The sequence below is a fragment of the Citrobacter sp. Res13-Sevr-PEB04-36 genome (assembly GCF_015672735.1).
GTDB lineage: Bacteria > Pseudomonadota > Gammaproteobacteria > Enterobacterales > Enterobacteriaceae > Citrobacter.
On record NZ_JADABY010000037.1, the window covers coordinates 107,920 to 130,438 of the forward strand.

Sequence of the window (22,519 nt, forward strand, 5' to 3'; positions counted from 1 at the left end):
GCCTCGCAGAAATGTAATCGAACCTGTTAATTTTCTATGACCACAGGTAGAATGCACGCCGTTTACCCATTTCGTGCCGCAAGGTGCCCCTCTTCAGGAAGGTCTGGTTATGACGTTTACTGCTTCATCTTCTTCCCGTGCTGTTACTGATTCTCCTGTCGTTGTCGCTCTGGATTACAATAATCGCGATAAAGCGTTAGCTTTTGTCGACAGAATTGATCCCCGTGATTGCCGTTTGAAAGTGGGCAAAGAGATGTTCACACTTTACGGGCCTCAACTGGTGCGAGACCTGCAACAGCGAGGGTTTGATGTATTTCTGGATCTAAAATTCCACGATATTCCCAATACCACAGCACATGCCGTGGCGGCTGCGGCGGACCTTGGCGTGTGGATGGTCAACGTTCATGCCTCGGGTGGGGCACGTATGATGACTGCGGCCCGTGAAGCCTTAGTTCCATTTGGTAATGACGCACCGCTGTTAATTGCGGTGACGGTGTTGACCAGTATGGAAGCCAGCGACCTTGCCGATCTTGGCGTGACGTTGTCACCGGCTGAGCATGCGGAACGACTGGCTCGTTTGACGCAAAATTGCGGGCTGGACGGAGTTGTTTGCTCGGCACAGGAAGCGGTACGATTCAAGCAAGAATTGGGTCAGGCCTTTAAGTTGGTCACGCCAGGTATTCGTCCTGAAGGCAGTGATGCGGGCGACCAGCGTCGTATTATGACGCCGCATCAGGCGCTGTTAGCGGGTGTGGATTATATGGTGATTGGCCGTCCAGTCACGCAGTCGGTGGACCCGGCTCAGACACTGAAGACGATCAACGCTTCACTGAAGTAAGGTGTGTAAATGAATGACGATAATTCTCGCCTGGTCTACTCCACTGAGTCCGGGCGTATTGATGAACCTAAAGTGGCGCCAGAGCGTCCTAAGGGTGATGGTATTGTGCGTATTCAACGCCAAACCAGCGGTCGAAAAGGTAAGGGCGTTTGCCTGATCACCGGTATTGACCTGGACGATAGCGAATTGATCAAATTAGCTGCTGAGTTGAAGAAAAAATGTGGCTGCGGTGGGGCAGTGAAAGAAGGCGTAATTGAAATACAGGGCGACAAACGCGACCTGATTAAATCCTTGCTGGAAACCAAAGGCATGAAAGTAAAACTGGCTGGCGGTTAATAAAAAAAGCCACGAAATAATTCGTGGCTTTATTATTAACAATGTAAATAGTACGGTTGTGAAAAAGTAAACGTATTATTATATCGAGCCGGTCAACCGTAGATTATTTACCCACCTGGTGGCCGATAATACCACCTACTGCAGCACCACCCAGCGTTCCCAGCGTGCTGCCGTCCGTCAGGACTGCACCACCAATGGCACCTGCACCCGCACCAATTGCGGTATTACGGTCGCGTTTAGACCAGTTAGAGCAGGCACTCAAAGACATTGCCAGAGTAATCGCCAGAATGGCAGCGGTCATTTTTTTGCTCGTTACTAACATAATACTTTCTCCTGAATGATTGATTCACGGAATCCAGTCACCTTTAATAATAGCGCTAAATTAAGGCTGTTAAAGGTATTTCCGCGAAACCGTTTAGCGCAGGGCATTACGCTCAATCACCTGTTGATGATTGTTTGTTCCTGTTATATCGCTAACATTAATTTTACGACATTGTCCTGTTAACGACAGGTAAAAAGTCTTAATTGGACTGTCAGATAAGTCTCAGAGAGAAGATGATTTGCCGGCAGGCAAATCATCGGGTGGCGTATTATGCGTGGGTATCGATGATGTTAACGGTTAACCCTGAATGCTCCAGCTGCATTTGAACGCTGGCACTGAGTTTTGCGTCAGTTACAACACGACTGAACCGCTCCAGCGGACCTAGTGTGTAAGGATGAATAGCATCAAATTTCGAACTGTCGGTGAGTACAATCACTTCTGCGCCTTTTTCCAGCACAGCATTAACCACATCAGAGCGCATCATATCGCGGCCGGTGAAGCCGGTTTCAGGCTGCCAGCCATCAATACCAATAAAGGCCTTACTAAAGTGAACCTGCTGGATAAACTGGCGCGTTAACGGCCCAACCATGCTTTCACTTTTTTTCTGATAGATCCCGCCGAGGAGGATCACTTCGCAAGGCGTTTCTTTGAGCAGGTGAGCGATATAGCTACTGACTGTAATGATGGTGACGTCTTTTTGCTCCGCAAGCGTTCTGGCCAGCAGTGCATTACTGCTACCGTTCTCAATGAATATGGACTCGCCCGGATTAACCAACGAGGCGGCAAACTCGGCCAGCTCACGTTTAAGGGTGAAATTGGTCATCATGCGCGTTTCTACATCGTCACTGTTGAGTGAAACCGCGAAGCCGTGCGCACGGCGTAAATAACTCTGTTTTTCCAGCGTGTTCAGATCCTGTCGAATCGTCACTTCTGAGACACCGGTGATTTTAGCTAGCTCAGCTACGCTCATCTGGCCTTTATCGGTCACCATCTGCAAAATAGATTGTTGTCGGGAATTCATAGTATTAATTTTTATAGCGATATTGTATCGGAAATTAAACGGAAGCTGTGCTATCAGCAGTCTGATGTCAGCCCCCACATTAAAAGAACAAAGCCGTCAGATCTCCCACGGAGCTTTGTGTTTTTTTGACAAAGACGCTGCTTCTTCATTGACCATGTTTAACAGTTCCGCCTTAAGAATTTCGAGGTTGTGGATGGCTGAGTGGGTGTCGCCTGCAACAAGGATATCCAGCACGGTATCAATGCGTTCGGCCAGTCGTTGTGCGTCGATATCTGGCATGGTCATCATCCTGGTGTCAAAAAATTTGAATTTCATGATGCAGAAATTCATGACAAAAGAGAAGGGAAAAATAGTATTAACCTGTACGAACGGAAAATATTATATATTCCGTGATTACAGACAGATACGATAGTCACGAAATGTCCATTTTTCGGTATTTCACCACGGTTATTCCTGCATTGTTAGCGCAATTTCTTATTCAGATGCCGCTTGTACCAGCGTTCAAACGCAGCGGCTGGCATTGGCTTGGCAAACAAAAAACCCTGACGCTCATTGACACCATTCTTGGTCAAAAAGGCATCCTCTTTCGCGCTTTCCACACCTTCAGCGATCACTTGCAGGTTGAGGGCCTGCGCTACCGCAACAATGGCGCGAACCAGCGACTGCGAAATAGATTGTTTGTGGATGTCCCTGACAAAGGTCTGATCCAGTTTAATCGCATCCAGCGGGAAGCGGGCAAGCTGAGAAAGTGAAGAGTAGCCTGTGCCAAAATCATCCAGATGGATCTGGGCGCCAAGCTGGCTAAACTGCTGAATAACGGACAGCGCCAGCTGTTCATTCTCAATCAAACTGCTTTCCGTTAATTCGACGTCGATTGGGCAATATTCAAAATTCAGATCGTGCAGAACCTGCTTCAAGTCGGTGAACAGCGTTTGATCCGCCAGTTGACGTGCCGAAACGTTTACCGCCACGCGCAGATTGATCCCCTTATCGCGCCACTTCGCTACCTGGCGCACAACGTCCAGAATCACCCAGCGCCCCAGCGGGACAATCAGCCCTGACTCTTCGGCGTAAGAGATAAATTCCAGCGGCGGAATTAACCCACGCTCCGGCGACTGCCAGCGGACCAGCGCCTCCAGGCTGCGGACTTCACCCCGCCAGGTTATTTTGGGCTGGTAGTGGATCAGCAACTGATCGTTTTCCAGCGCTTTACGTAGGTTAGTATCCAGCCAAAGGTATTCAAATACCCGCTGATTCATTTCAGGGGAGAAAACGCAAAACTGTCCGCGTCCGCCTTCTTTGGCGGTATACATGGCGGTATCCGCGTTACGAATCACGTTTTCGCTGTCATTACCATGTTGAGGCGCCAGAGAAATGCCGATAGAACAACCGGTATACACTTCGATTAGACTGATACGGAATGGCAGGCGCAGACGGGTCAGAATACGCGAGGCCGTAGCCTCAAGGGCGCTCTGGGAAGTTTGTGTGGCCAGGATAATAAACTCATCGCCGCCGAAGCGGGCCAGTAGCTGGTTATCCTCAAGACAGCTGAGGATCGCCAGCGAGACGCCCTGTAAAAGCTGATCACCAAACATATGTCCGTAGGCATCGTTCACTTTTTTAAAATTATCGAGGTCGAGATATATAATGCCAACCTGCGTGTCTCCTGCGTTCTCAATGGCCTCGCTAATCATTTCATGAATGGCGTTACGGTTAGGTAATCCAGTGATGGAGTCGGTATTTGCCAGCACGCGCAGGCGCTCCTGGGCGCGTCGTTCTTCGGTAATATCGGTTCCGGAACAGATCAGAAAGATTTCGTTCTTACCACTGCCGTTATGCACGAATTTATTGCGAAACAGGAACAGGCGTTGCCCTTTACAGGTCTTCACCCAACGTTCAACTTCATACGAGTTACCTTCGCGGAAAAAAACGTCAATGTTGCGTCTTGATGCCGCAGCTTCACGTCTGCTCATAAACAGGGTGAAGACGCTCTGACCGATGACTTCTCGTTCTTTTAGCCCGGTATACTCTTCGCACAGCCGATTAAACCGCTGAATGTTGCCCTGTCGGTCAAGAATAACGATAACGGAATTGGCTTCTGATACGACCTGTTCAGCAAACGATAATCCTTGTGCCAGATCGCGAGCGACAGAAGGCGTGTCATCCCAGGCGGATGCGCTGCCAGCCCATTCTCGTTTATTTACCCTCCGCCCGACCAGGTGCACGGGAATGTCATCCGTGTCGATGGGTAAGGTCATCAACAGGCTTGAAGTAATCACCGTCATTTCTCGAATGCGGTCGGCTTGTTCAGGCGATAATTCGATGGTTTGGTCTGCTTCGGTCGCTTCGCCAATGGAGAAATGCAGGATGTTACAATCCTCTGACAAACGCCAGTAGGGGTTGTGAGTACCCACGTAGCTATACAACGTAACCAACTCCCGAACGTCTTTCATGATGTGTACTATCCCGTTTAAAGCGCATAGAGCCTCAAAAGTAAGAGTAGCCATGATTCATACAGGGCGATTATGGCTGAACGTATTGTTTTATTTATATATTTATGTGTAATCCAGATTCAGGAAAAAGCAAAGTCGTAGAACGGAAAAAGAGCAAAAATAAATCAAACTGGATGAAGGAAGTGTAGTGCGTGGTGGCGTTTCGGGGGGGAAAAGAAAACGACCTTTCACAAAAAGAGAAAGGCCGTTGAGTTTATGGGTGCTATGCGGCTGGGCGAGCGATAACGCTGCGGGTTTCCATTCGTACCTCGGCGATGGTCACGTCGATCACCTCAGTGACTTTGTAGACCACTTCACCTTTGATCTGTACCGTGCCGTTTTCCTGACTGCATACCAGTTCATCGCGGACCGCGTGCAGGAAAGGTGCCGGGATAAACGCGACGGCGCCATTGTCGACTAAACGCACGCGCATACCGCCGCGGCTGACATCGATGATTTCAGCGGCAAAGCGGGTGTCGGTGCCGGCTTTGTCACTCAGGAAACGTGCGTACAGCCAGTCACCGACGTCACGTTCTGCCATCCGGTTCAGGCGACGGCGTTCAGCCATCTGCACGGTAATATCATCCTGTGGACGGGAGATGGTTTCGCCTTTAATCACCGCTTTCAGCAGACGGTGGTTGATCATATCGCCATACTTACGGATAGGGGAGGTCCAGGTGGCATAAGCCTCCAGACCCAGCCCAAAATGCGGACCTGGCTCGACGCTGATTTCAGCGTAGGACTGGAAACGGCGAATACGGCTATCGAGGAAACCGGAAGGCTGCGCATCCAGTTCACGACGCAGCTTGCAGAAACCTTCCAGCGTCAGCACTTCTTCAGCATCCACGTGCATACCGTGGGTTTTCAGCAGGGCGGCCAACGCTTCAGCATTTGCCGGATCGAAGCCCATGTGTACGTTATAAATCCCGAAGCCCAGCTTGTCGCGAAGCACACGCGCTGCGCAGATGTTCGCCGCAATCATCGACTCTTCTACGATACGGTTAGCAATGCGGCGAGGCTCTGCCACGATATCCAGCACTTCACCTTTTTCGCCAAGGACAAAACGGTAATCAGGACGATCTTTAAATACCAGGGCGTGGTTATGACGCCACTCGCCACGGCTCAGGCAGATACGCTGTAGCAGACGGATCTGCTCGGCAATTGCGTCGTTTTCAGGCTGCCAGCTATTATTCCCTTCCAGCCAGTCAGACACGTTGTCATAGGCCAGTTTCGCTTTGGATTTAATAGTCGCAGTGAAGAAGGTGATGTCGTCTTCAATGGTACCGTCAGCGGCAATGGTCATGCGGCAGGCCAGTACCGGACGCACTTCGTTCGCCCGCAGTGAGCACAGGTCGTCCGACAGCTCTCGTGGCAACATCGGGATATTGAAGCCCGGCAGATAGTTGGTGAACGCGCGAATCTTCGCGGTATTATCCAGCTTGCTGCCTTCGGCAATCCAGGCTGTAGGATCGGCAATCGCGACGGTTAATTGCAGTTTGCCATCCGCCAGTTCTTCGGCGTACAGCGCATCGTCCATATCTTCAGTGCTGGCGCTGTCAATGGTGACGAAATTGAGTGCGGTAAGATCCTGACGTTCCAGCCCTTCATCCAGCATCTCGGTGGCGATGCCATCCGGTGCTTCTTTTTCGAGGTTATGTCGCGCCAGCGTAACCCACCATGGGACGAAGTGATCGTCAGCAAAGGTGATGAACTGGGTTAATTCAGCGTAGAAGGTGCGGTCGCCTTTCAGCGGATGGCGACGCATTTCTGCGACGGCCCAGTCACCTTCCTTAAATTCATGTTCCACGCCGCGAGCGGCACGGCACGGGATAGCGTCTTTCAGTAACGGATGATCTGGCACAATGGACAGACGATCGTTCTTACCCTGAACTTTACCCACGAAACGCGTCAGGAACGGTTCGACCAGTTCTTCCGGCTCGGCAGACTCGCGATCTTTTTCGCTATGGATTACCGCGATAATGCGGTCACCATGCATCACTTTTTTCATCTGCGGCGGTGGAATGAAATAGCTTTTTTGTGCATCGACTTCCAGGAAGCCAAAGCCTTTTTCCGTGGCTTTTACCACCCCTTCAGCACGCGGCGTCTGGGAATGTAGTTGCTGTTTAAGCTGCGCTAGCAGCGGGTTGTCCTGAAGCATAATTGTCTATTTTCGTGGCCAAAAGAGCGGCTGACAGTTTTACGCGAAACTGCCAGTCGCAGCAAGCGCTCTTTCAATGAGCGGAGCGGTTAGTGAGTCTCGCCCAGCGCGATTTTCAAGCGATTCAACCATCCGCACAATCCGGTCCAGGCCAGTAAGTTAATGGCCTGTTCTGATGAAACACCCTGTTCAAATAACGGGGTTAACAGTGCGGCGCTAAAACGATCGGGCGCCCGGGTTAGCCATTGTACCGCTTGCAGGGTGGCGCGCTCAACCGGATGTCGTTGCTCCCAACGCTGCAATTCGCGCTCATCCAGACGCAGTATCGCAATAATATCGTCCAGTTGATGCGCTGTATGAGCCAGTTCATTAAAGCAGGCTACGCTGCCGTTAATGCGTGACGTCAGCAGCGTGGCGAGAGAAAACGCCCCCAACTGCGCATCTTTGCGTAGTGTACTGGTCAGTAATGACCTGAGTAATATCAGTGCAGCTGGTGAATGTGCCAGCACTGGCGTAAGTGCGTGTAATTCAGGGATATGAGCGTTTTGGTCAACGCTGTCTGGCGAAGCCTCGCGAGGAGGGATGATGTCAATCGGGAATGTGGCCACATGCCATTGGGTATTGGTATCGTTAAATATAGCTGCCTGCGCGTATTGCTGAATATCGAGGCCCGGTATTCGACGTACTGGGTGGCCAAAATAAGCCTGAAAAATCGCCACTACGCGGGCCTGGAAGCCGACAAAGCCGATTACCTGATTGATCAGGATGATATCGCAGGTTGTTAACCCAACGTCATCAAGATGCTGGCGATCGCGTGCGCCAATCACAGCGGGGGAGCTGGCGAGCTGGCGAGCATACTGGGTAATTTGTGCCAGCCGGTGATTACTCTCGCGGGAGGAGTCTGGGCCTGGTAGTGGGGTCAAACGCGCTGCGTAGTGGTTACACAATCGTTGGATGCCGTAAACCTGAGCCACGGTTAAGGCGGTACTCATACGTTCATAAGCACTGAAGGTATGTAACGGATTCAGAGCGACATCCGCAGGGAAGAGAAGGTGAGCAAGTTCACGGGCAGGTTTTAACCAGGACTGAAAGGGTAACAGCGCGACTTCCGGTATCGCCAGGTCCAACAAAAAACTGTCTTCGACGTTGGCCGCTTCCGGCACCAGCGGGAGAACATCTTGCGGATAGGTGCTGGACTGCGTTTCATGATACCAGTGGCTTTTGCCTTCAATTCGGCGTTGTTCCATGGGCGTTCCTTGGTCTAAAAAGTGGCGACCCGGATACGTCGTTATGTTCGTCCGCCGGATCGTTTGCGCTGCAATATCCTGGCGTAAGCTGATGGGGGGATAAAAGATTGTTACGTGATAATAAATATCAGAAAGGTATATATGACCGGAAGTGGAAGACGGAAGGTGAAAAAATTATGGGCGACAGCGTCGCCCACAGTGGCGGTCTGAAAGATTATTTCAGTTCCAGCTCGTTCATTGCCGCGATGCTGAAGCCACCGTCAACGTGAACCACTTCGCCAGAGATACCAGCAGACAGGTCAGAGCACAGGAATGCTGCAGAGTTGCCCACATCTTCAATGGTCACGGTGCGACGAATCGGGGTTACCGCTTCGCAGTGGGCCAGCATTTTACGGAAATCTTTGATGCCCGAAGCTGCCAGAGTACGGATCGGACCTGCGGAGATTGCGTTAACACGCACACCTTCCGGACCCATTGCGTTAGCCATATAGCGAACGTTGGCTTCCAGAGAGGCTTTCGCCAGACCCATTACGTTGTAGTTCGGGATAGCTCGCTCTGCGCCCAGGTAGGACAGCGTCAGCAGTGCAGAGCCTGGGTTCAGCATCGTGCGGCAGGCTTTTGCCATTGCTACAAAGCTGTAGGCGCTGATGTCATGAGCGATTTTAAAGCCTTCGCGGGTTACCGCATTCACATAATCGCCATCCAGCTGGTCTGCCGGCGCGAAACCGATGGAGTGTACGAAACCGTCGAATTTCTCCCAGGTTTTGCCCAGTTCAGCGAACATGGTGTCGATGCTGGCGTCTTCAGCCACATCACACTGCAGGACGATGTTGGAACCCAGTTGAGCTGCAAATTCTTCCACGCGGCCTTTCAGTTTGTCGTTCTGGTAGGTGAACGCCAGTTCAGCTCCCTCGCGGTGCATCGCCTGAGCGATACCGTAGGCGATGGACAATTTACTGGCAAGACCGGTCACCAGAATGCGCTTACCGGAAAGAAAACCCATAGATTTAATCCTTATAGTCATTACTTATTTTTTTAGCAATCAATGCGTTATGATTGCAATTTCAAGGTCACTCGAAATTGGTCTGAAATTATATCCCACTCTCTGCCCTTTGTGTCACGATCTTTCTCTGTGAGTTAACTTACGGTTAACGGCAGCAAAAGGGATTTCAGGATCTGTGGAAGCGTTGTCAGTATCAGTGGCCCGTCACTATTCATTGAACGTGAGGAGTATATCACTCCCCCCAGGTTCTGCCTCATCCAACCAGACAGGAGCAGGGGTGAAGGCAGAAAATACAAGGCCTCTGCGGCGTTAAATGGTATGATTTTGCTTTAGTCGATGTGGGCAAACATATCAATGTAGGAAGATTCTTAAAACAAAAAAATCCACCATTTTCAGTTCGTTATTATTTATTGTTTTTATCGATCAATATCGAATCATTGATCGATATTATTGATTGATTATAATTAGAAGTGCGTTATCAGAACGTTATGATCAATTGGAGTGGTCTTATGCACTATCATTTCATCGCGGATCCGATGAGAGACACGACGGATACGTTGCTTGGTGTTGAGATGGTCGCCCGGTTTACGTCAGAGACAATTCTCCCGCTGCATTCAGATTTCATCATCACAGCGTGGAGTAGCGAGCAAAAACGACATTTTATGCTCGAACAAATACAGTTGATCACCCGAAAGCGTGACTGGTTTGAGAAAAATAACCTTTTTTGTACGCTTAACCTGATTGATGAAATGGCACTTTTCGCGATCGGTGATCCGGTTATTACCTCAGCCTTACACGCCATGCCTTTTATTACATTGCAACTTTCAGAACGCGTCCTGTCGAATACAGCTTGCCTGAATAACCTGCTGATTAATTCTCTGCGCGATGGACCCAATGCTTTGTGGCTCGGTAACCTTGGCTCCGGTAGCGCGGGCGCGAGCCCACTGGTCAGCGGCAATTTTGACGTAGTGAAAATAGATCGTAGCTTCTTCTTATCACAAATCGGAAAACCGATGTTCCCGATTCTCATCAAGAATATCAGGGAATATTGTGACCGCGTGGTGGTCGAAGGAGTTGAAGACGCCCGGCTTATTGATGAGCTAAGTAATGTGGGTATCTGGGCAGTACAGGGCGATATTTTCCCGTCGGTCGTCTTTAGCAACATTGAAACATTGATACCAGCAGACGTTTATCACTAACGATATAAAAAGCCCTCCATCAGCGGAGGGCATCTATAACTGTTAGCGGTCTTTGCGCCAGGCATCGGCGGTAAGTGCTTCACCGAAATGCCCGGATATCAGGCGGCGGGTCAGTTCATGCAACGGAGAGGCCAGCACATCTGCCGTACTGCCGCGTTCGACGACTTCTCCCTGGTGCATCACCAACACCTGATCGCTGATGTGTTTCATCATCCCGATATGCTGCGTCACATAGATATAAGAAATACCTTGTTTCTCCTGTAGCTCCAGCATCAGGTTAATCAGCTGCGAACGCATCGACATATCAAGAGAGGCTAGCGCTTCATCTGCGATAATCACTTTAGGACGTAAAATGAGGGCTCGGGCCAGCCCCAGACGTTGTTTTTGCCCCGGCGCCAGCATATGCGGGTAATAGCTAACGTGATCGGGCAGCAGACCCACCATACGCATCGTTTCAACGATCTGCTTGCGGCGTTGTTCTGGCTCAAGGTCGGTATTCAGACGCAGCGGGAAATCGAGGATCTGTGAGATACGTTGGCGCGGGTTCAACGATGTTGACGGGTCCTGGAAAATCATACGAATCCGCTGACTTCGAAAGGAATAATCGCCGTAGTGTAGCGGATGATCGTCAATCAGCAGTTCACCGCTGGTCGGCTCAACCATCCCGGCCAGCATTTTCGCCAGCGTTGATTTACCGGAACCGTTCTCGCCAATGACGGCAAGGGTCTGGCGCTCACGCAGTGTAAAGCTTAGGGGCTTGACGGCTTCGACCGTCTGGCGACGAAATAAGCCCGTCCGGTAGCGAAAGGTTTTGCTCAGGTTACGTACTTCGAGCAGTGTTTCTACCATCTCACTCTCTCTCCATGTTCAGCGGGAAATGACAGGCATAGAGATGATTCTTTGCTCCGGTCAGTCGTGGGGTTTCAATGCACTCACGTTGAGCGTAAGGGCAGCGCGGCCCCAAACGGCAACCAATGGGTAACTGTTCCAACAGGGGGATTGCACCAGGCATCGTATTCAGGCGGCTTTTATGCGGCATTGGGCTACCAAAATCAGGAATGGCGCGGATCAATGCCTGCGTATAAGGATGGTGCGGAATCGTCACCAAATCTTTACTTAGTGCGGTTTCCACCGTTTGTCCGCAGTACATGACATTGATTTTGTCTGCCCACTGGCTGAGCATTTGCAGGTCATGACTGATCAGCAAGATGGTGGTATTGCTGTTTTGATTCAGCCGGGTCAGCAGGCGGAAAATCTGCGCCTGGGTGGTGGGCTCCATCGCATTGGTCGGCTCATCGGCAATCAGCAAACGCGGCTGATTCGCTAGGGCGATGGCAATCATTACTTTCTGACACTCGCCGTCTGTCAGCTCATACGGGAAACTGCGCATCGCATCTTTATGATCTTTTATCCCGACGCGGTGCAGCAGTTCAATTGCACGGCGTTTGCGCCAGCCAATGCGTTGCCACCAACGCCCTTTATAGGTCCAGGCGGGAATGTTCTGCATCAGCTGTCGCCCAACGCGTTCGGACGGATCGAGACAGGACTGTGGTTCCTGAAAGATCATGGAAACGTTATGGCCCACCAGTTTGCGCCGCTCACGGGCTGACAGGCGCAGCAGATCGATATCGTCAAAACGCATGCGGTCAGCGGTAACGCGCCAGTTGTCTTTTGCCACGCCGCAAATAGCCTTAGCGATTAAACTCTTACCAGAGCCGGACTCACCAACCAGCCCACGGATCTCGCCTTCATTCAGGGTCATACTGACGCGGTCGACAGCTTTTACCCAGTCGTCGCCGGTCCTGAACTCAATGGTCAGGTTACGAATATCCAGTAATGGCATTATTCCACCCCCGCAATAATTGCGCGGCGCACACCGTCACCTAACAGGTTAACCAGCAGGACGCTTATCATGATTGCCGCACCGGGCAGCATCACCGTCCACGGAGCAACGTAAATTAACTCCAGCGCGTCGCCAAGCATGGCTCCCCATTCCGGAGACGGAAGCTGTGCGCCGAGATCGAGAAAGCCCAGAGCGGCAATATCCAGAATCGCCATCGACAATGCGCGGGTAATTTCAGTGATAAGCCCGGCGGTAATATTGGGCAGAATCGCAAACCACAGAATGTTGAGGGTGGAGGCACCATCCAGACGGGCAGCAATGACATACTCTTTTTCCAGTTCGTCATGCACCATGCTATAGACCGAACGCACCATACGCGGTAACAGCGCCAGCCAGACGGCAAACATCGCGTGTGTCAGATGGGGACCGGCAAACGCCACCACAATAATTGCCAGCAGTAGCGATGGGATCGAGAGTAGGGTGTCGAGAATATGGTTCAGCACAGCCGAACGTAAACCGTGGGTTGCCCCGGCAACAACACCTAAAACCAGACCGCATAACGTGGCAGCGAGCGTGACGACAAATGCGCCGCCGACGGTGGGGGCCGCACCGCTGAGCAGACGACTTAATACGTCGCGTCCCAGGTCGTCGGTTCCAAGGAAGAATGACACTTCGCCATAGCGTGACCAGGAAGGCGGGAGCAGTTGATAGCCCAGAAATTGCTGATCGATACCGTATGGCGCGAACCAGCCACCGAAAATACACAGTATGACCAGCCCGCCACAACCATAAAGTCCGACCATTGCGGACGCATCACCGTAAAAATTGCGCCAGGCAGTACGCAGCGTGCCAGGGGGGCGCTTTTCGCTGTATACGCTATCGTAAGGCATACCATTCCTTATGTTTCAGAGGGTTAGCCATCGCACCCAAAATATCAGAGATCACGTTAACGATAATCACCAGCGAACCAATCACCATCACGCCAGCTGAAATGGCGGCGTAATCTTGCTGGCGAATGGCGTTGATCAGCCAGCGGCCAAGTCCTGGCCAGCTAAAGACCATTTCGGTGATCATTGCCAGCGTCAGCATGGTGGAAAACTGGAGGCCAAGGCGCGGGATCACCGGCGGTAGGGCGTTATGCAGTACGTGGCGACGCAAAATAGTTAACCGTGACAGGCCACGAGTGGCTGCTGCTTTTACGTAGTTCTGATCGAACACTTCGATGGTGCTGATACGCATCAGACGAATGACTTCCGTCGTTGGTGCGACGGAGAGCGTTAATACCGGGAGCACCATGTGGCGAATTGCACTTATCAGCATTTCATCGCGCCATGGCGAGTCGGAGAGCCATGCGTCGATAATGGCAACGCCGGTAACCGGTTTCACTTCATAGAGCAGATCAAAGCGACCGGATACCGGCAGCCAGCCAAGCGTCAATGAGAAAAGCAGCGTCAGTAACAACGCCAGCCAAAAGACCGGGATGGAAAAACCCATCAGGGCAACCGCACTGATGCACCTATCCGGCCATTTATTGCGTGTGATCCCTGCCAGCATGCCAACGGGAATTCCGACCATCAGGGCAAAGCCAAAGGCAAGAACGCACAGCTCCATCGTGGCGGGGAACACCTCTTTCAACTGTTCTGAGATCAGCTGACCGTTGATGCTGGACACGCCAAAATCCCAGTGGATTAAGCCATTGAACCAGAATACCCAGGCGTTCCACAGCGAGGCGCCTTGCAGAGGGGCGTGGGGGGTAAAATAACTCAGGCTGAACCCAATAAACGTCAGAAAAAACAGGGTGACCAGAAGTAATAAAAAACGACGCAGGGTAAAGATAATCATGGTTTTTTCACCTCATCTTTCTTTTCCCTGTACACCCCGGCAAAGGAGGCGTTACCGAACGGACTGAGCACCAACCCTTTGATGTCATAGCGATAAGCCTGGAGGCGTAACGATGAAGCCAGCGGCAAGATAGGTAGCTCTTGCGCCAGGATCGTTTGTGCTTCGTCATAGGCATCGATGCGTGACGAGAGTTGTTGCGACGACAAGGCTTTACGCAAAATGCTGTCAAACTCAGGATTGCACCAGTGGGCAAAGTTGGTTTGCGAGTTGATGGCGGCACAGCTAAGCAGCGGTCGGAAAAAACTGTCAGGGTCGTTACTGTCTGTCGCCCAACCGGACAACGTCAGATCATGGTTCATATCCATTAATCTCGCCTCCTGAAAACGACCTTCCACCGGAATAATTTTTACGTTCACGCCAACCTGGGCCATGTCCGCCTGAATAAGCTCAGCGGTTTTCAGCGGGCTTGGATTCCAGGCTTGGGAGCTGGTTGGTACCCAAAGCTGTAACGTCAGGTTCTCCAGCCCCAGCGCTTTCAACTGCTCGCGGGATTTTGCCGGATTGTATTCTGTAATTTTAGCTTCGTTGTCATACGCCCACGAGGCGCGTGGTAAAATAGATGCTGCGGTCTCTGCCGTACCGTAATAGATGGACTGCATCAGACGCTGGTTGTTAATCGCCAATGCCAGCGCATGACGAACAGCAGGGTTGTTCAACGGCGGTTTATTAGTATTAAAAGCCAAATAGGCAATGTTCATCCCCGGCCGTAGCGTCAGACGCAAACGAGGATCATCACGTAAGATGCTGAGCTGACTGGCAGCAGGCCAGGCCAGCACGTCGCATTCACCGGTGAGCAGTTTTGATAAGCGTCCGGTACCGCCAGAACCGAGATCAACGACCACCTGCGGCATTAATGGTTTACCACGCCAGAACGTGTCATGACGCTGCAGGCGAACATATTGCCCGGCACGGTTTTCTGAAAGTTGGTACGGACCAGTACCGACAGGCTGCCGGTCCAGCAACTCTTTGCGATCCTGTTTTGCCAACTGCCCGGCGTATTCAGCTGACATTACCGACGCATAGTGTGTGGCCAGATGCCACAGGAAAGACGCATCCGGTTGGGTCAGACGAAACTCGACGGTGTGGCTGTCCAGCTTGCGCACGCTTTGTACGTTATCGGCGAACTGGAGGCTGTCAAAGTAGGGGAAACTGCCGCCGTTAACGTTGTGCCACGGATGCTGGCGGTCAAAGATACGCTCGAAGGTAAACACCACATCATCTGCATTCAGTTTACGGGTAGGGGTAAACCATGCGGTCTTTTGAAACGGAACGTCACGACGCAGGTGGAAACGATAAGTTGCACCGTTATCCAGCACCTCCCAGCTCTCGGCCAGTTCCGGCACCAAACGGTAGGTGTAAGGATCCACATCTAGTAGACGATCATAGAGTTGGGCGGCGAGCGTGTCGACGATCAGGCCACTGCTCGCTTTTTGTGGGTTGAACGTATTGACCTGTCCGCTGACGCAATAGACAAAGCCGCTGTCACGAATATCGGCAAGCGTGGTCTGCTCAGGCGCAGCAGCAGCCTGACCACTCAGAAGTCCAGCCATCACGATCAGAGATGATAAAACCAGGCGCATAATTTTAAGGAGTTATGTATGAAGAAGCTATCTTACTAATATTTAATGACATTTGCCATTGCCATTGCCGTTTGTGTTTGGAAGCTTTATGAGGTAGCGGTATTGATAAGCACGAATGTGACTTCGCGACCCGCTCAATATTTATACGCGCTATCCACATTTACTATACCTCATTCACTATCTTAGCATTTTCACGCCCGATCTGACCTGCAATAAACGTGGAACTCACTTCAGCGACGCACCACAAGCGAGGCTCATTCACTCATTTAACGCGCCTGACGGGCATAGAGGTAGGCGGTTGCCCTGGATACGCCAAGATGCTGCGCCACCGTATCCATAGATTTTCGTACGTTCAGTAAACCTTCCTTGCGTAATTGTTGAATCAGTTCCTTTCTGTCTGCTATTTTCAGGGCTCGTGCCGTCGTTGCGCGTTTTGCGGCAAAGTCATCAATACGTTGGCGAATCACCTCATTACTGCCGGGATCGATGTGTTCGTTCACCGGTGAGATTTCGGTTTCTGTAAAGCGTGCAAGCGCGCTCTGCATACCGCGAAAAAGCGTCATATCAACATTAAGGCATAGCGCTGCTACATATTTACCTTCTTCGTCCTTGATGCCAATTGAGGTGCTTTTTACCGGTCTGCCGTCGGCAAACTGATTGCTATAGTTGGCAATGATAGTTGGAAAGTCAGGTGATGCGATGCGTGCCAGACCCAGCTCTGTTGCCGGTTGGCCGGTTTTACGTCCAGAAAGATTATTGTGTATGGATAAAATTGCATGTTCAGGATTTTTGAGGTCATGAACAACCACTTCACAAAAAGGCGCAAAGGTATCGCTCAACCCCTTAGCGATAATATCAATTTGGCTGAGCAGCGAATTATTGTCGGTATTTGGCATGCCAGTCTCCTGCAGTGATGCCTGTTGCCATTATTGCGCGCAGTTTACAGCTTCCTGGCACCGTTTATCCAGACGGGAATGTGCATACAGGAATCAGGTATCTGCGTGGCAGATACCTGATTGATTAACCTGCCAGAAATTCACTGTAGCGGCTGATATCAACGTTTCCTCCACTGAGGATAATGCCGATTTTTTTGCCACGAAGCTCAGATTTTCGCGCCCTCGCGGCGGCGAAACCAAGACAGCCAGTTGGCTCAACGACAATTTTCATTCGTTCAGCGATAAATTTCATTGAGGTGACTAATTCAGTGTCTGAAACTGTCAGAATATCGTTAACATTTTTTTGGATCAGCGGGAACGTATAATGCCCAAGGTGTTGAGTCTGTGCACCGTCTGCAATGGTTTTCGGCGTATCGATGTGAACAATTTTGCCGCTGTGAAACGACTGTTGTCCGTCGTTACCGGCCTCAGGCTCTACGCCATAGATGATGCAGTCTGGAGACAGGTGTCGTGCTGCCAACGCGGAACCTGATAGCAGGCCACCGCCTCCCAGACAAACGAAAAGCACGTCCAGCGGACCGACTTCGTCAATCAGTTCTTTTGTCGCAGTGCCCTGACCTGCAATAACGTGTGGATGATCATAAGGCGGGATCAGCGTCAGCCCTTGTTTTTCTGCCAGATCTCGGCCAATTTTTTCTCGATCTTCGGTATAGCGGTCGTAAATCACAACGTTTCCGCCATACCCTTTCGTGGCTGCAACTTTTGCTGCCGGGGCATCATGCGGCATGATAATTGTCGCCGGAATGCCAAGCAACTTTGCGGATAAAGCGATGGCTTGTGCATGATTCCCGGACGAAAATGTCACGACCCCAGTAGCCCTCTGTTGTGGCGTAAACTGGCGTAGCGCATTCATTGCTCCGCGAAACTTGAACGCGCCCATCCTCTGGAAGTTTTCGCATTTAAAGAAGACTTCGGCATCAAATTCTTCATTAACCGTTCGCGATGTCATTACCGGTGTCTGGTTAGCGTAACCTTTGATGCGCTCTGCCGCAGCGGCAATATCGTTATAATCAGGTAGTGTTATTTCAGTCATTTTGCTCACCTGTATACAGTTATAAGTCATGCATGTTGTGCCAGTGCAATCGCTTCAATTTCTAAGGCAAAGCCGTAGTGAAGCTCTGATACGCCAGCGACAGCACGGGCAGGGCGGAAATCTCCGATCCACTCGCCATAGATTCGATTAAATGTCGGCCACTGGTTGATATCCGTCACGTAGACGCGGACTGACACCAGCTGCTGACGAGAAATCCCCGCACCGGCCAGACAAGCGTCAACATTCTGTAGAGCCAGTCGGGTCTGATCTTCAAAAGATGCATCTGCTTTTTTTTCACCGTCAATGGTGACGGGCAACTGTCCTGAAATGAAGACGAATCCTCCGGCAGTTACACTATGCGAGTAATGGCCTGCAGGTGGGAAACTGTCTGTGGTTGAGTTCAGCGTAATGTTTGTGGGCATGAGCGAGTTCCTTGCATGATTAGTGATTCATTTTGTATAAAATAATACTGTTTGTATTGTTTTATACATCATCATTTTACTTTCGGCTAGTACCCATTTTCACCACAGGCGATCGTGTGATGAATTTTAAGCATTCGCCTTAACCTAAGACGGTCGCAAGAAATGCTGATTTTATGGGGATAAAGTTACAGAAAGGGCACCAGATAGAGATGGAGGCAATGGTTTTAGCATCGTCAGTCCCTTGATAAGGCGGAGGGTTCAGATTAATAAGGAATAATATTTTATGTATAAGATAAGACATTAAGTAAACGTTAATGCACAGAATATGGCCCGTCGGATAAAAGACTCCTGGCAACGGGCGTAGGTGTGAGATTGGGCTCCAGGCCCCCTAAATCTGATGTTTTTTAAGCAATGCGCGTAGCTGGTGGTAGGTCAGCCCGAGTAATTCGGCCGCCTTTTTCTGATTAAATTTGGCCTGCTGCAAACTGGTTTGCAGAAATTCTTTTTCTTGTTGCTGCTGGAATTCGCGCAGATCCAGCGGTAGCGCCACCAACGCGGGGCGAGATTCCTGCACCTGAGGTTGCACAGAGTGACGTTTGAAAGGGTCAATTACGACCTCATCCAGCGGAAACTCGCTGGTGCCGTGGCGGTAAACGGAACGCTCGACGACATTTTTCAGTTCACGAATATTACCCGGCCAACGGTACTGCAGAAGGGTGTCTCTGGCCTGCGGGCTAAAACCAGGAAACAGTGGTAAGCCAATCTCGCGGCACATCTGAATAGCAAAATGCTCGGCCATCAACATGATGTCGCTTTGGCGCTCTCGCAATGGAGGGAGTTGCACCACATCGAAGGCCAGCCTGTCGAGCAGGTCGGCGCGGAATGTACCTTTACTGACCATCTGAGGCAAATCGGCGTTGGTTGCACAGACCAGACGTACGTTGACCTGTAGCGGTTGGCTGCCGCCGACGCGTTCCAGTTCCCCGTACTCAATCACGCGTAGCAGTTTTTCCTGCACCAGCATTGGAGCGGTGGCCAGTTCATCAAGAAACAACGTCCCGCCGTCGGCACGTTCAAAGCGCCCGGGATGACGCTTCTGAGCGCCGGTAAAGGCGCCAGCTTCATGGCCGAACAGTTCTGAATCGAGTAAGTTTTCATTGAGTGCCGCGCAGTTAAGCGAAATAAACGGTCCTTGCCAGCGCGAGGAGAGGTAATGCAGGCGGTTGGCGATCAACTCTTTACCCGTTCCTCGCTCACCGATCACCAGCACCGGCTTATCCAGCGGGGCTAGCTGAGAAACTTGCTCCAGTACCTCGATAAAACTGTTGGCTTCGCCGAGGAGGTTGTCTTTGTATCCGGTCATGATGAAATTCACCATTTGTTAGTGTTATTCACCAATGTACCCTAATTTTGATATCAGGTAAAATTAACAATTATCTTTATAATCAATGAATTGAAAAATTGGCACGCAACCTGCATTAACACAGCAGCAGGGCATCGCCCGATATCAGAACAGTAAGTGAGGATTACATTATGGGTATTTTTTCTCGTTTTGCCGACATCGTGAACGCCAACATCAATGCGTTGCTGGAAAAGGCTGAAGATCCGCAGAAGCTGGTGCGGTTAATGATTCAGGAAATGGAAGATACGCTGGTTGAGGTGCGCTCGAACTCGGCGCGTGCGCTGGCGGAAAAGAAACAGTTATCCCGCCGTATTGAACAGGCCACCGCGCAACAGGTTGAGTGGCAGGAAAAAGCGGAACTGGCACTGCGCAAAGAGAAAGAAGATTTGGCGCGCTCAGCCTTAATTGAAAAGCAGAAGCTGACCGACCTGATTACCTCTCTGGAGCATGAAGTGACCCTGGTTGATGACACGCTGTCACGCATGAAAAAAGAGATTGGTGAACTGGAAAATAAACTCAGCGAAACCCGTGCTCGTCAGCAGGCGTTAACCTTGCGTCATCAGGCCGCCAGTTCTTCACGTGACGTTCGTCGTCAACTGGACAGCGGTAAGCTGGATGAAGCCATGGCGCGTTTTGAGTCTTTTGAGCGTCGTATCGACCATATGGAAGCCGAAGCTGAAAGCCATAACTTTGGCAAGCAAAAATCGCTGGATCAGCAATTCGCCGATCTGAAAGCGGATGATGAAATCAGCGTGCAGTTGGCACAACTGAAAGCCAAAATGCAGCAAGACAAGCAATAATAATATCTGGCGGCGCCCGAACGCGCCGCCGCTCATCACCTGTAAGGAGTACTCATGAGCGCGCTATTTCTGGCCATCCCGTTAACCATCTTTGTGCTGTTTGTTTTACCGATTTGGTTATGGCTGCATTACAGCAACCGTTCCAGTCGCGGCGAATTGTCGCAAAGCGAACAGCAGCGTTTAGTGGAACTGAATGCTGAAGCGCAGCGCATGCGTGAGCGCATTCAGACGCTGGAAGACATTTTGGATGCAGAACATCCTAACTGGAGGGACCGCTAATGGGTGGCGTTAATCTGAACAAAAAACTGTGGCGTATTCCGCAGCAGGGCATGGTGAAAGGCGTCTGCGCAGGCATTGCGCACTATCTCGACGTACCGGTGAAACTGGTGCGGATTCTGGTGGTGCTGTCGATTTTCTTTGGCCTGGCCTTTTTCACCCTGGTGGCCTATATCATCCTGACTTTTGTGCTGGATCCGATGCCGGACAATGTAGCTACCGGTGAACAGCAACCGTCCAGCGGTGAACTGCTGGATGCCGTTGACCGCGAACTGGCGGCAAGTGAAAATCGTTTGCGGGAAATGGAGCGTTATGTGACGTCTGATACCTTCACATTGCGCAGTCGCTTCCGTCAATTGTGAGGTTTGAGATGAACAATCGCTGGCAACGTGCCGGGCAGAGGGTGAAGCCTGGTGTTAAAATAGCAGGTAAGCTGGTTCTGTTTACGGCTCTTCGCTACGGTCCGGCAGGCGTCGCCGGGTGGGCGGTAAAATCCGTCGCTCGCCGTCCGCTGAAAATGTTGCTGGCACTGGTACTCGAACCTCTGTTGAGTCGCCTGGCGGCAAAACTGTCGAAACGTTATTCTGGAAATCAATCCTGATATCCGATACAGCATCCTCACGCAACAACTAATCAACATTCTCTCTATTAATTTGCGGCAGCTCACAAATACGATTTTTAGGCTGCCAAAATTCTTTTATATCCCCTCTTCAGAACACCTCACATGATTGACAGCTTATTTTGTGCAGAGTAGTCTCTTGCTCCATGGGACCGCTACCACGAGAAATTAAGGTGATTCACAAAATCCAAAATTGTTTGACTGAAGTCTATGGGGATTCATTTACTCCTGCCCACTCTGATGCGCTGATTTCGCGTTTGGAAAAGTCACGGAAATTAATTACTAAAGCACGTAAAACACATTGGGATGAGAGCGATGTGGTGTTGATTACCTACGCCGATCAATTTCATAGTGCAGATAAAAAACCCCTCCTGACGTTTAATCAATTTTACAATGAGTGGCTTAAGTCAACATTTTCTCATGTGCATTTGTTACCGTTTTATCCGTGGTCATCGGATGATGGTTTTTCAGTGATTGATTACCATCAGGTGGCAGAAGAAACAGGGGAGTGGAATGACATTAAGCAATTAAGTCAATCCAGTCGGCTGATGTTTGATTTTGTTTGCAACCATATGTCAGCTAAAAGTGAGTGGTTTAATAATTATTTGCAGCAGGTTGATGGCTATGAGAATTTCTTTATTGCGATGGATCCGAAAACTGACCTGAGCAACGTAACGCGTCCCCGGGCATTACCTTTACTCTCTCCATTTACACTGAAAGATAATACGATACGTCATTTGTGGACGACGTTTAGCGATGACCAGATTGATCTCAACTATGAGAACCCGGCGGTATTGCTGGCAATGGTCGACGTACTGCTGAGCTATCTTGAACAGGGCGCAGACTACGTCCGTCTGGATGCTGTTGGTTTCATGTGGAAAGAACCTGGTACCACGTGTATCCATCTGGAAAAAACACACCAGCTAATTAAATTATTTCGCGCAATTGCAGACTATGCAGCGCCGGGTACTGCCATCATCACCGAAACGAACGTCCCGCATAAAGATAATATTTCCTACTTTGGTAATGGACGGGATGAGGCGCATATGGTGTACCAGTTCTCGCTGCCG

At 50.6% G+C, this 22,519-nt stretch carries 24 protein-coding genes; 8 read left to right on the plus strand and 16 right to left on the minus strand.

Going from position 1 to position 22,519, the window contains the following annotated elements; all coding sequences use genetic code 11:
- The first annotated feature begins 109 nt into the window (after nt 1–109).
- Both pyrF and yciH read left to right on the plus strand, forming a co-directional pair.
- Nucleotides 110–838: an orotidine-5'-phosphate decarboxylase gene (gene pyrF, locus IMQ48_RS10860; protein WP_196209034.1), complete on the plus strand. Its 729-nt coding sequence runs from the start codon at nt 110–112 to the stop codon at nt 836–838.
- 9 nt (nt 839–847) lie between these two features.
- A complete protein-coding gene (gene yciH, locus IMQ48_RS10865) occupies nt 848–1,174 on the plus strand; it encodes a stress response translation initiation inhibitor YciH (protein WP_196209035.1) in 327 nt (108 codons plus the stop codon).
- Between the two features lie 103 nt (nt 1,175–1,277).
- Here the strand turns inward: yciH and osmB are convergent, their stop codons facing one another.
- The 7 genes from osmB to fabI all read right to left on the minus strand — a co-directional run bounded on the left by osmB (nt 1,278) and on the right by fabI (nt 9,417).
- Nucleotides 1,278–1,496: an osmotically-inducible lipoprotein OsmB gene (gene osmB, locus IMQ48_RS10870; RefSeq protein WP_003020583.1), complete on the minus strand. Its 219-nt coding sequence runs from the start codon at nt 1,494–1,496 to the stop codon at nt 1,278–1,280.
- Nucleotides 1,497–1,764: 268 nt separating this feature from the next.
- Complete coding sequence (locus tag IMQ48_RS10875) at nt 1,765–2,517, minus strand: DNA-binding transcriptional regulator YciT (RefSeq protein WP_196209036.1); 753 nt, start codon at nt 2,515–2,517, stop codon at nt 1,765–1,767.
- A gap of 96 nt (nt 2,518–2,613) precedes the next feature.
- Nucleotides 2,614–2,796, minus strand: a complete 183-nt coding sequence (locus IMQ48_RS10880) for a hypothetical protein (protein WP_196209037.1) — start codon at nt 2,794–2,796, stop codon at nt 2,614–2,616.
- Between the two features lie 182 nt (nt 2,797–2,978).
- A complete protein-coding gene (gene pdeR, locus IMQ48_RS10885) occupies nt 2,979–4,970 on the minus strand; it encodes a cyclic di-GMP phosphodiesterase (RefSeq protein WP_196209038.1) in 1,992 nt (663 codons plus the stop codon).
- Between the two features lie 262 nt (nt 4,971–5,232).
- A complete protein-coding gene (locus IMQ48_RS10890) occupies nt 5,233–7,167 on the minus strand; it encodes an exoribonuclease II (RefSeq protein ID WP_196209039.1) in 1,935 nt (644 codons plus the stop codon).
- Between the two features lie 89 nt (nt 7,168–7,256).
- Nucleotides 7,257–8,414 (minus strand): carboxymuconolactone decarboxylase family protein, encoded by a 1,158-nt coding sequence (locus IMQ48_RS10895; protein ID WP_196209040.1) that lies wholly within the window; start codon nt 8,412–8,414, stop codon nt 7,257–7,259.
- Nucleotides 8,415–8,628: 214 nt separating this feature from the next.
- Complete coding sequence (gene fabI, locus IMQ48_RS10900; protein WP_137361798.1) at nt 8,629–9,417, minus strand: enoyl-ACP reductase FabI; 789 nt, start codon at nt 9,415–9,417, stop codon at nt 8,629–8,631.
- A gap of 509 nt (nt 9,418–9,926) precedes the next feature.
- Here fabI and IMQ48_RS10905 point away from each other — a divergent pair.
- Nucleotides 9,927–10,616, plus strand: coding sequence for an EAL domain-containing protein (locus IMQ48_RS10905; protein WP_196209041.1), 690 nt, complete (start codon nt 9,927–9,929; stop codon nt 10,614–10,616).
- 42 nt (nt 10,617–10,658) lie between these two features.
- Here the strand turns inward: IMQ48_RS10905 and sapF are convergent, their stop codons facing one another.
- The 9 genes from sapF to pspF form a co-directional block, all read right to left on the minus strand.
- Nucleotides 10,659–11,465 (minus strand): peptide ABC transporter ATP-binding protein SapF, encoded by an 807-nt coding sequence (sapF, locus tag IMQ48_RS10910; RefSeq protein WP_196209042.1) that lies wholly within the window; start codon nt 11,463–11,465, stop codon nt 10,659–10,661.
- 1 nt (nt 11,466) lies between these two features.
- Nucleotides 11,467–12,459 (minus strand): peptide ABC transporter ATP-binding protein SapD, encoded by a 993-nt coding sequence (gene sapD, locus IMQ48_RS10915; protein ID WP_196209043.1) that lies wholly within the window; start codon nt 12,457–12,459, stop codon nt 11,467–11,469.
- On the minus strand, nt 12,459–13,349 hold the full coding sequence (sapC, locus tag IMQ48_RS10920) for a peptide ABC transporter permease SapC (protein WP_196209044.1): 891 nt from the start codon (nt 13,347–13,349) through the stop codon (nt 12,459–12,461). The genes sapD and sapC overlap by 1 nt, the downstream gene beginning before the upstream one ends.
- A complete protein-coding gene (sapB, locus tag IMQ48_RS10925; RefSeq protein WP_196209045.1) occupies nt 13,336–14,301 on the minus strand; it encodes a peptide ABC transporter permease SapB in 966 nt (321 codons plus the stop codon). Before sapB ends, sapC begins: the two co-directional genes overlap by 14 nt.
- On the minus strand, nt 14,298–15,941 hold the full coding sequence (gene sapA / locus IMQ48_RS10930) for an ABC transporter substrate-binding protein SapA (protein WP_196209046.1): 1,644 nt from the start codon (nt 15,939–15,941) through the stop codon (nt 14,298–14,300). Before sapA ends, sapB begins: the two co-directional genes overlap by 4 nt.
- A 266-nt stretch (nt 15,942–16,207) precedes the next feature.
- Nucleotides 16,208–16,837, minus strand: a complete 630-nt coding sequence (locus tag IMQ48_RS10935; protein ID WP_196209047.1) for a transcriptional regulator — start codon at nt 16,835–16,837, stop codon at nt 16,208–16,210.
- Between the two features lie 124 nt (nt 16,838–16,961).
- A complete protein-coding gene (locus IMQ48_RS10940) occupies nt 16,962–17,930 on the minus strand; it encodes a threo-3-hydroxy-L-aspartate ammonia-lyase (protein ID WP_196209048.1) in 969 nt (322 codons plus the stop codon).
- Nucleotides 17,931–17,956: 26 nt separating this feature from the next.
- On the minus strand, nt 17,957–18,352 hold the full coding sequence (locus tag IMQ48_RS10945; protein ID WP_196209049.1) for a RidA family protein: 396 nt from the start codon (nt 18,350–18,352) through the stop codon (nt 17,957–17,959).
- 388 nt (nt 18,353–18,740) lie between these two features.
- Nucleotides 18,741–19,730 (minus strand): phage shock protein operon transcriptional activator, encoded by a 990-nt coding sequence (gene pspF / locus IMQ48_RS10950; protein WP_196209050.1) that lies wholly within the window; start codon nt 19,728–19,730, stop codon nt 18,741–18,743.
- A gap of 155 nt (nt 19,731–19,885) precedes the next feature.
- On the opposite strand from pspF, the gene pspA reads away from it, so the two are divergent.
- The 5 genes from pspA to IMQ48_RS10975 form a co-directional block, all read left to right on the plus strand.
- The gene (gene pspA / locus IMQ48_RS10955; RefSeq protein ID WP_135321973.1) at nt 19,886–20,554 is read left to right on the plus strand and encodes a phage shock protein PspA; all 669 of its coding nucleotides are present in this window, start codon (nt 19,886–19,888) and stop codon (nt 20,552–20,554) included.
- A 54-nt stretch (nt 20,555–20,608) separates the two neighbouring features.
- Nucleotides 20,609–20,833 (plus strand): envelope stress response membrane protein PspB, encoded by a 225-nt coding sequence (gene pspB / locus IMQ48_RS10960; RefSeq protein WP_135321972.1) that lies wholly within the window; start codon nt 20,609–20,611, stop codon nt 20,831–20,833.
- A complete protein-coding gene (pspC, locus tag IMQ48_RS10965; protein ID WP_196209051.1) occupies nt 20,833–21,192 on the plus strand; it encodes an envelope stress response membrane protein PspC in 360 nt (119 codons plus the stop codon). The genes pspB and pspC overlap by 1 nt, the downstream gene beginning before the upstream one ends.
- 8 nt (nt 21,193–21,200) lie before the next feature.
- Entirely contained in the window at nt 21,201–21,431 is a 231-nt protein-coding gene (pspD, locus tag IMQ48_RS10970) for a phage shock protein PspD (RefSeq protein WP_196209052.1), read from the plus strand.
- A gap of 164 nt (nt 21,432–21,595) precedes the next feature.
- The coding region (locus IMQ48_RS10975; RefSeq protein ID WP_255545217.1) for an alpha-amylase family glycosyl hydrolase at nt 21,596–22,519 on the plus strand (924 nt) is incomplete at its 3' end.

Excerpts from the sequence above, each read along its gene's own strand:
- IMQ48_RS10940 (WP_196209048.1), bottom strand. The coding sequence starts at position 17,930 with ATGACTGAAATAACACTACCTGATTATAACGATATTGCCGCTGCGGCA.
- sapC (WP_196209044.1), bottom strand. The coding sequence starts at position 13,349 with ATGCCTTACGATAGCGTATACAGCGAAAAGCGCCCCCCTGGCACGCTG.
- sapB (WP_196209045.1), bottom strand. The coding sequence starts at position 14,301 with ATGATTATCTTTACCCTGCGTCGTTTTTTATTACTTCTGGTCACCCTG.
- IMQ48_RS10890 (WP_196209039.1), bottom strand. The coding sequence starts at position 7,167 with ATGCTTCAGGACAACCCGCTGCTAGCGCAGCTTAAACAGCAACTACAT.
- pyrF (WP_196209034.1), top strand. The coding sequence starts at position 110 with ATGACGTTTACTGCTTCATCTTCTTCCCGTGCTGTTACTGATTCTCCT.
- yciH (WP_196209035.1), top strand. The coding sequence starts at position 848 with ATGAATGACGATAATTCTCGCCTGGTCTACTCCACTGAGTCCGGGCGT.
- pspC (WP_196209051.1), top strand. The coding sequence starts at position 20,833 with ATGGGTGGCGTTAATCTGAACAAAAAACTGTGGCGTATTCCGCAGCAG.
- pspD (WP_196209052.1), top strand. The coding sequence starts at position 21,201 with ATGAACAATCGCTGGCAACGTGCCGGGCAGAGGGTGAAGCCTGGTGTT.
- IMQ48_RS10935 (WP_196209047.1), bottom strand. The coding sequence starts at position 16,837 with ATGCCAAATACCGACAATAATTCGCTGCTCAGCCAAATTGATATTATC.
- IMQ48_RS10895 (WP_196209040.1), bottom strand. The coding sequence starts at position 8,414 with ATGGAACAACGCCGAATTGAAGGCAAAAGCCACTGGTATCATGAAACG.
- IMQ48_RS10905 (WP_196209041.1), top strand. The coding sequence starts at position 9,927 with ATGCACTATCATTTCATCGCGGATCCGATGAGAGACACGACGGATACG.
- pdeR (WP_196209038.1), bottom strand. The coding sequence starts at position 4,970 with ATGAAAGACGTTCGGGAGTTGGTTACGTTGTATAGCTACGTGGGTACT.
- osmB (WP_003020583.1), bottom strand. The coding sequence starts at position 1,496 with ATGTTAGTAACGAGCAAAAAAATGACCGCTGCCATTCTGGCGATTACT.
- pspA (WP_135321973.1), top strand. The coding sequence starts at position 19,886 with ATGGGTATTTTTTCTCGTTTTGCCGACATCGTGAACGCCAACATCAAT.
- IMQ48_RS10945 (WP_196209049.1), bottom strand. The coding sequence starts at position 18,352 with ATGCCCACAAACATTACGCTGAACTCAACCACAGACAGTTTCCCACCT.
- sapA (WP_196209046.1), bottom strand. The coding sequence starts at position 15,941 with ATGCGCCTGGTTTTATCATCTCTGATCGTGATGGCTGGACTTCTGAGT.
- sapD (WP_196209043.1), bottom strand. The coding sequence starts at position 12,459 with ATGCCATTACTGGATATTCGTAACCTGACCATTGAGTTCAGGACCGGC.
- IMQ48_RS10880 (WP_196209037.1), bottom strand. The coding sequence starts at position 2,796 with ATGCCAGATATCGACGCACAACGACTGGCCGAACGCATTGATACCGTG.
- IMQ48_RS10875 (WP_196209036.1), bottom strand. The coding sequence starts at position 2,517 with ATGAATTCCCGACAACAATCTATTTTGCAGATGGTGACCGATAAAGGC.
- sapF (WP_196209042.1), bottom strand. The coding sequence starts at position 11,465 with ATGGTAGAAACACTGCTCGAAGTACGTAACCTGAGCAAAACCTTTCGC.
- pspB (WP_135321972.1), top strand. The coding sequence starts at position 20,609 with ATGAGCGCGCTATTTCTGGCCATCCCGTTAACCATCTTTGTGCTGTTT.
- pspF (WP_196209050.1), bottom strand. The coding sequence starts at position 19,730 with ATGGTGAATTTCATCATGACCGGATACAAAGACAACCTCCTCGGCGAA.
- fabI (WP_137361798.1), bottom strand. The coding sequence starts at position 9,417 with ATGGGTTTTCTTTCCGGTAAGCGCATTCTGGTGACCGGTCTTGCCAGT.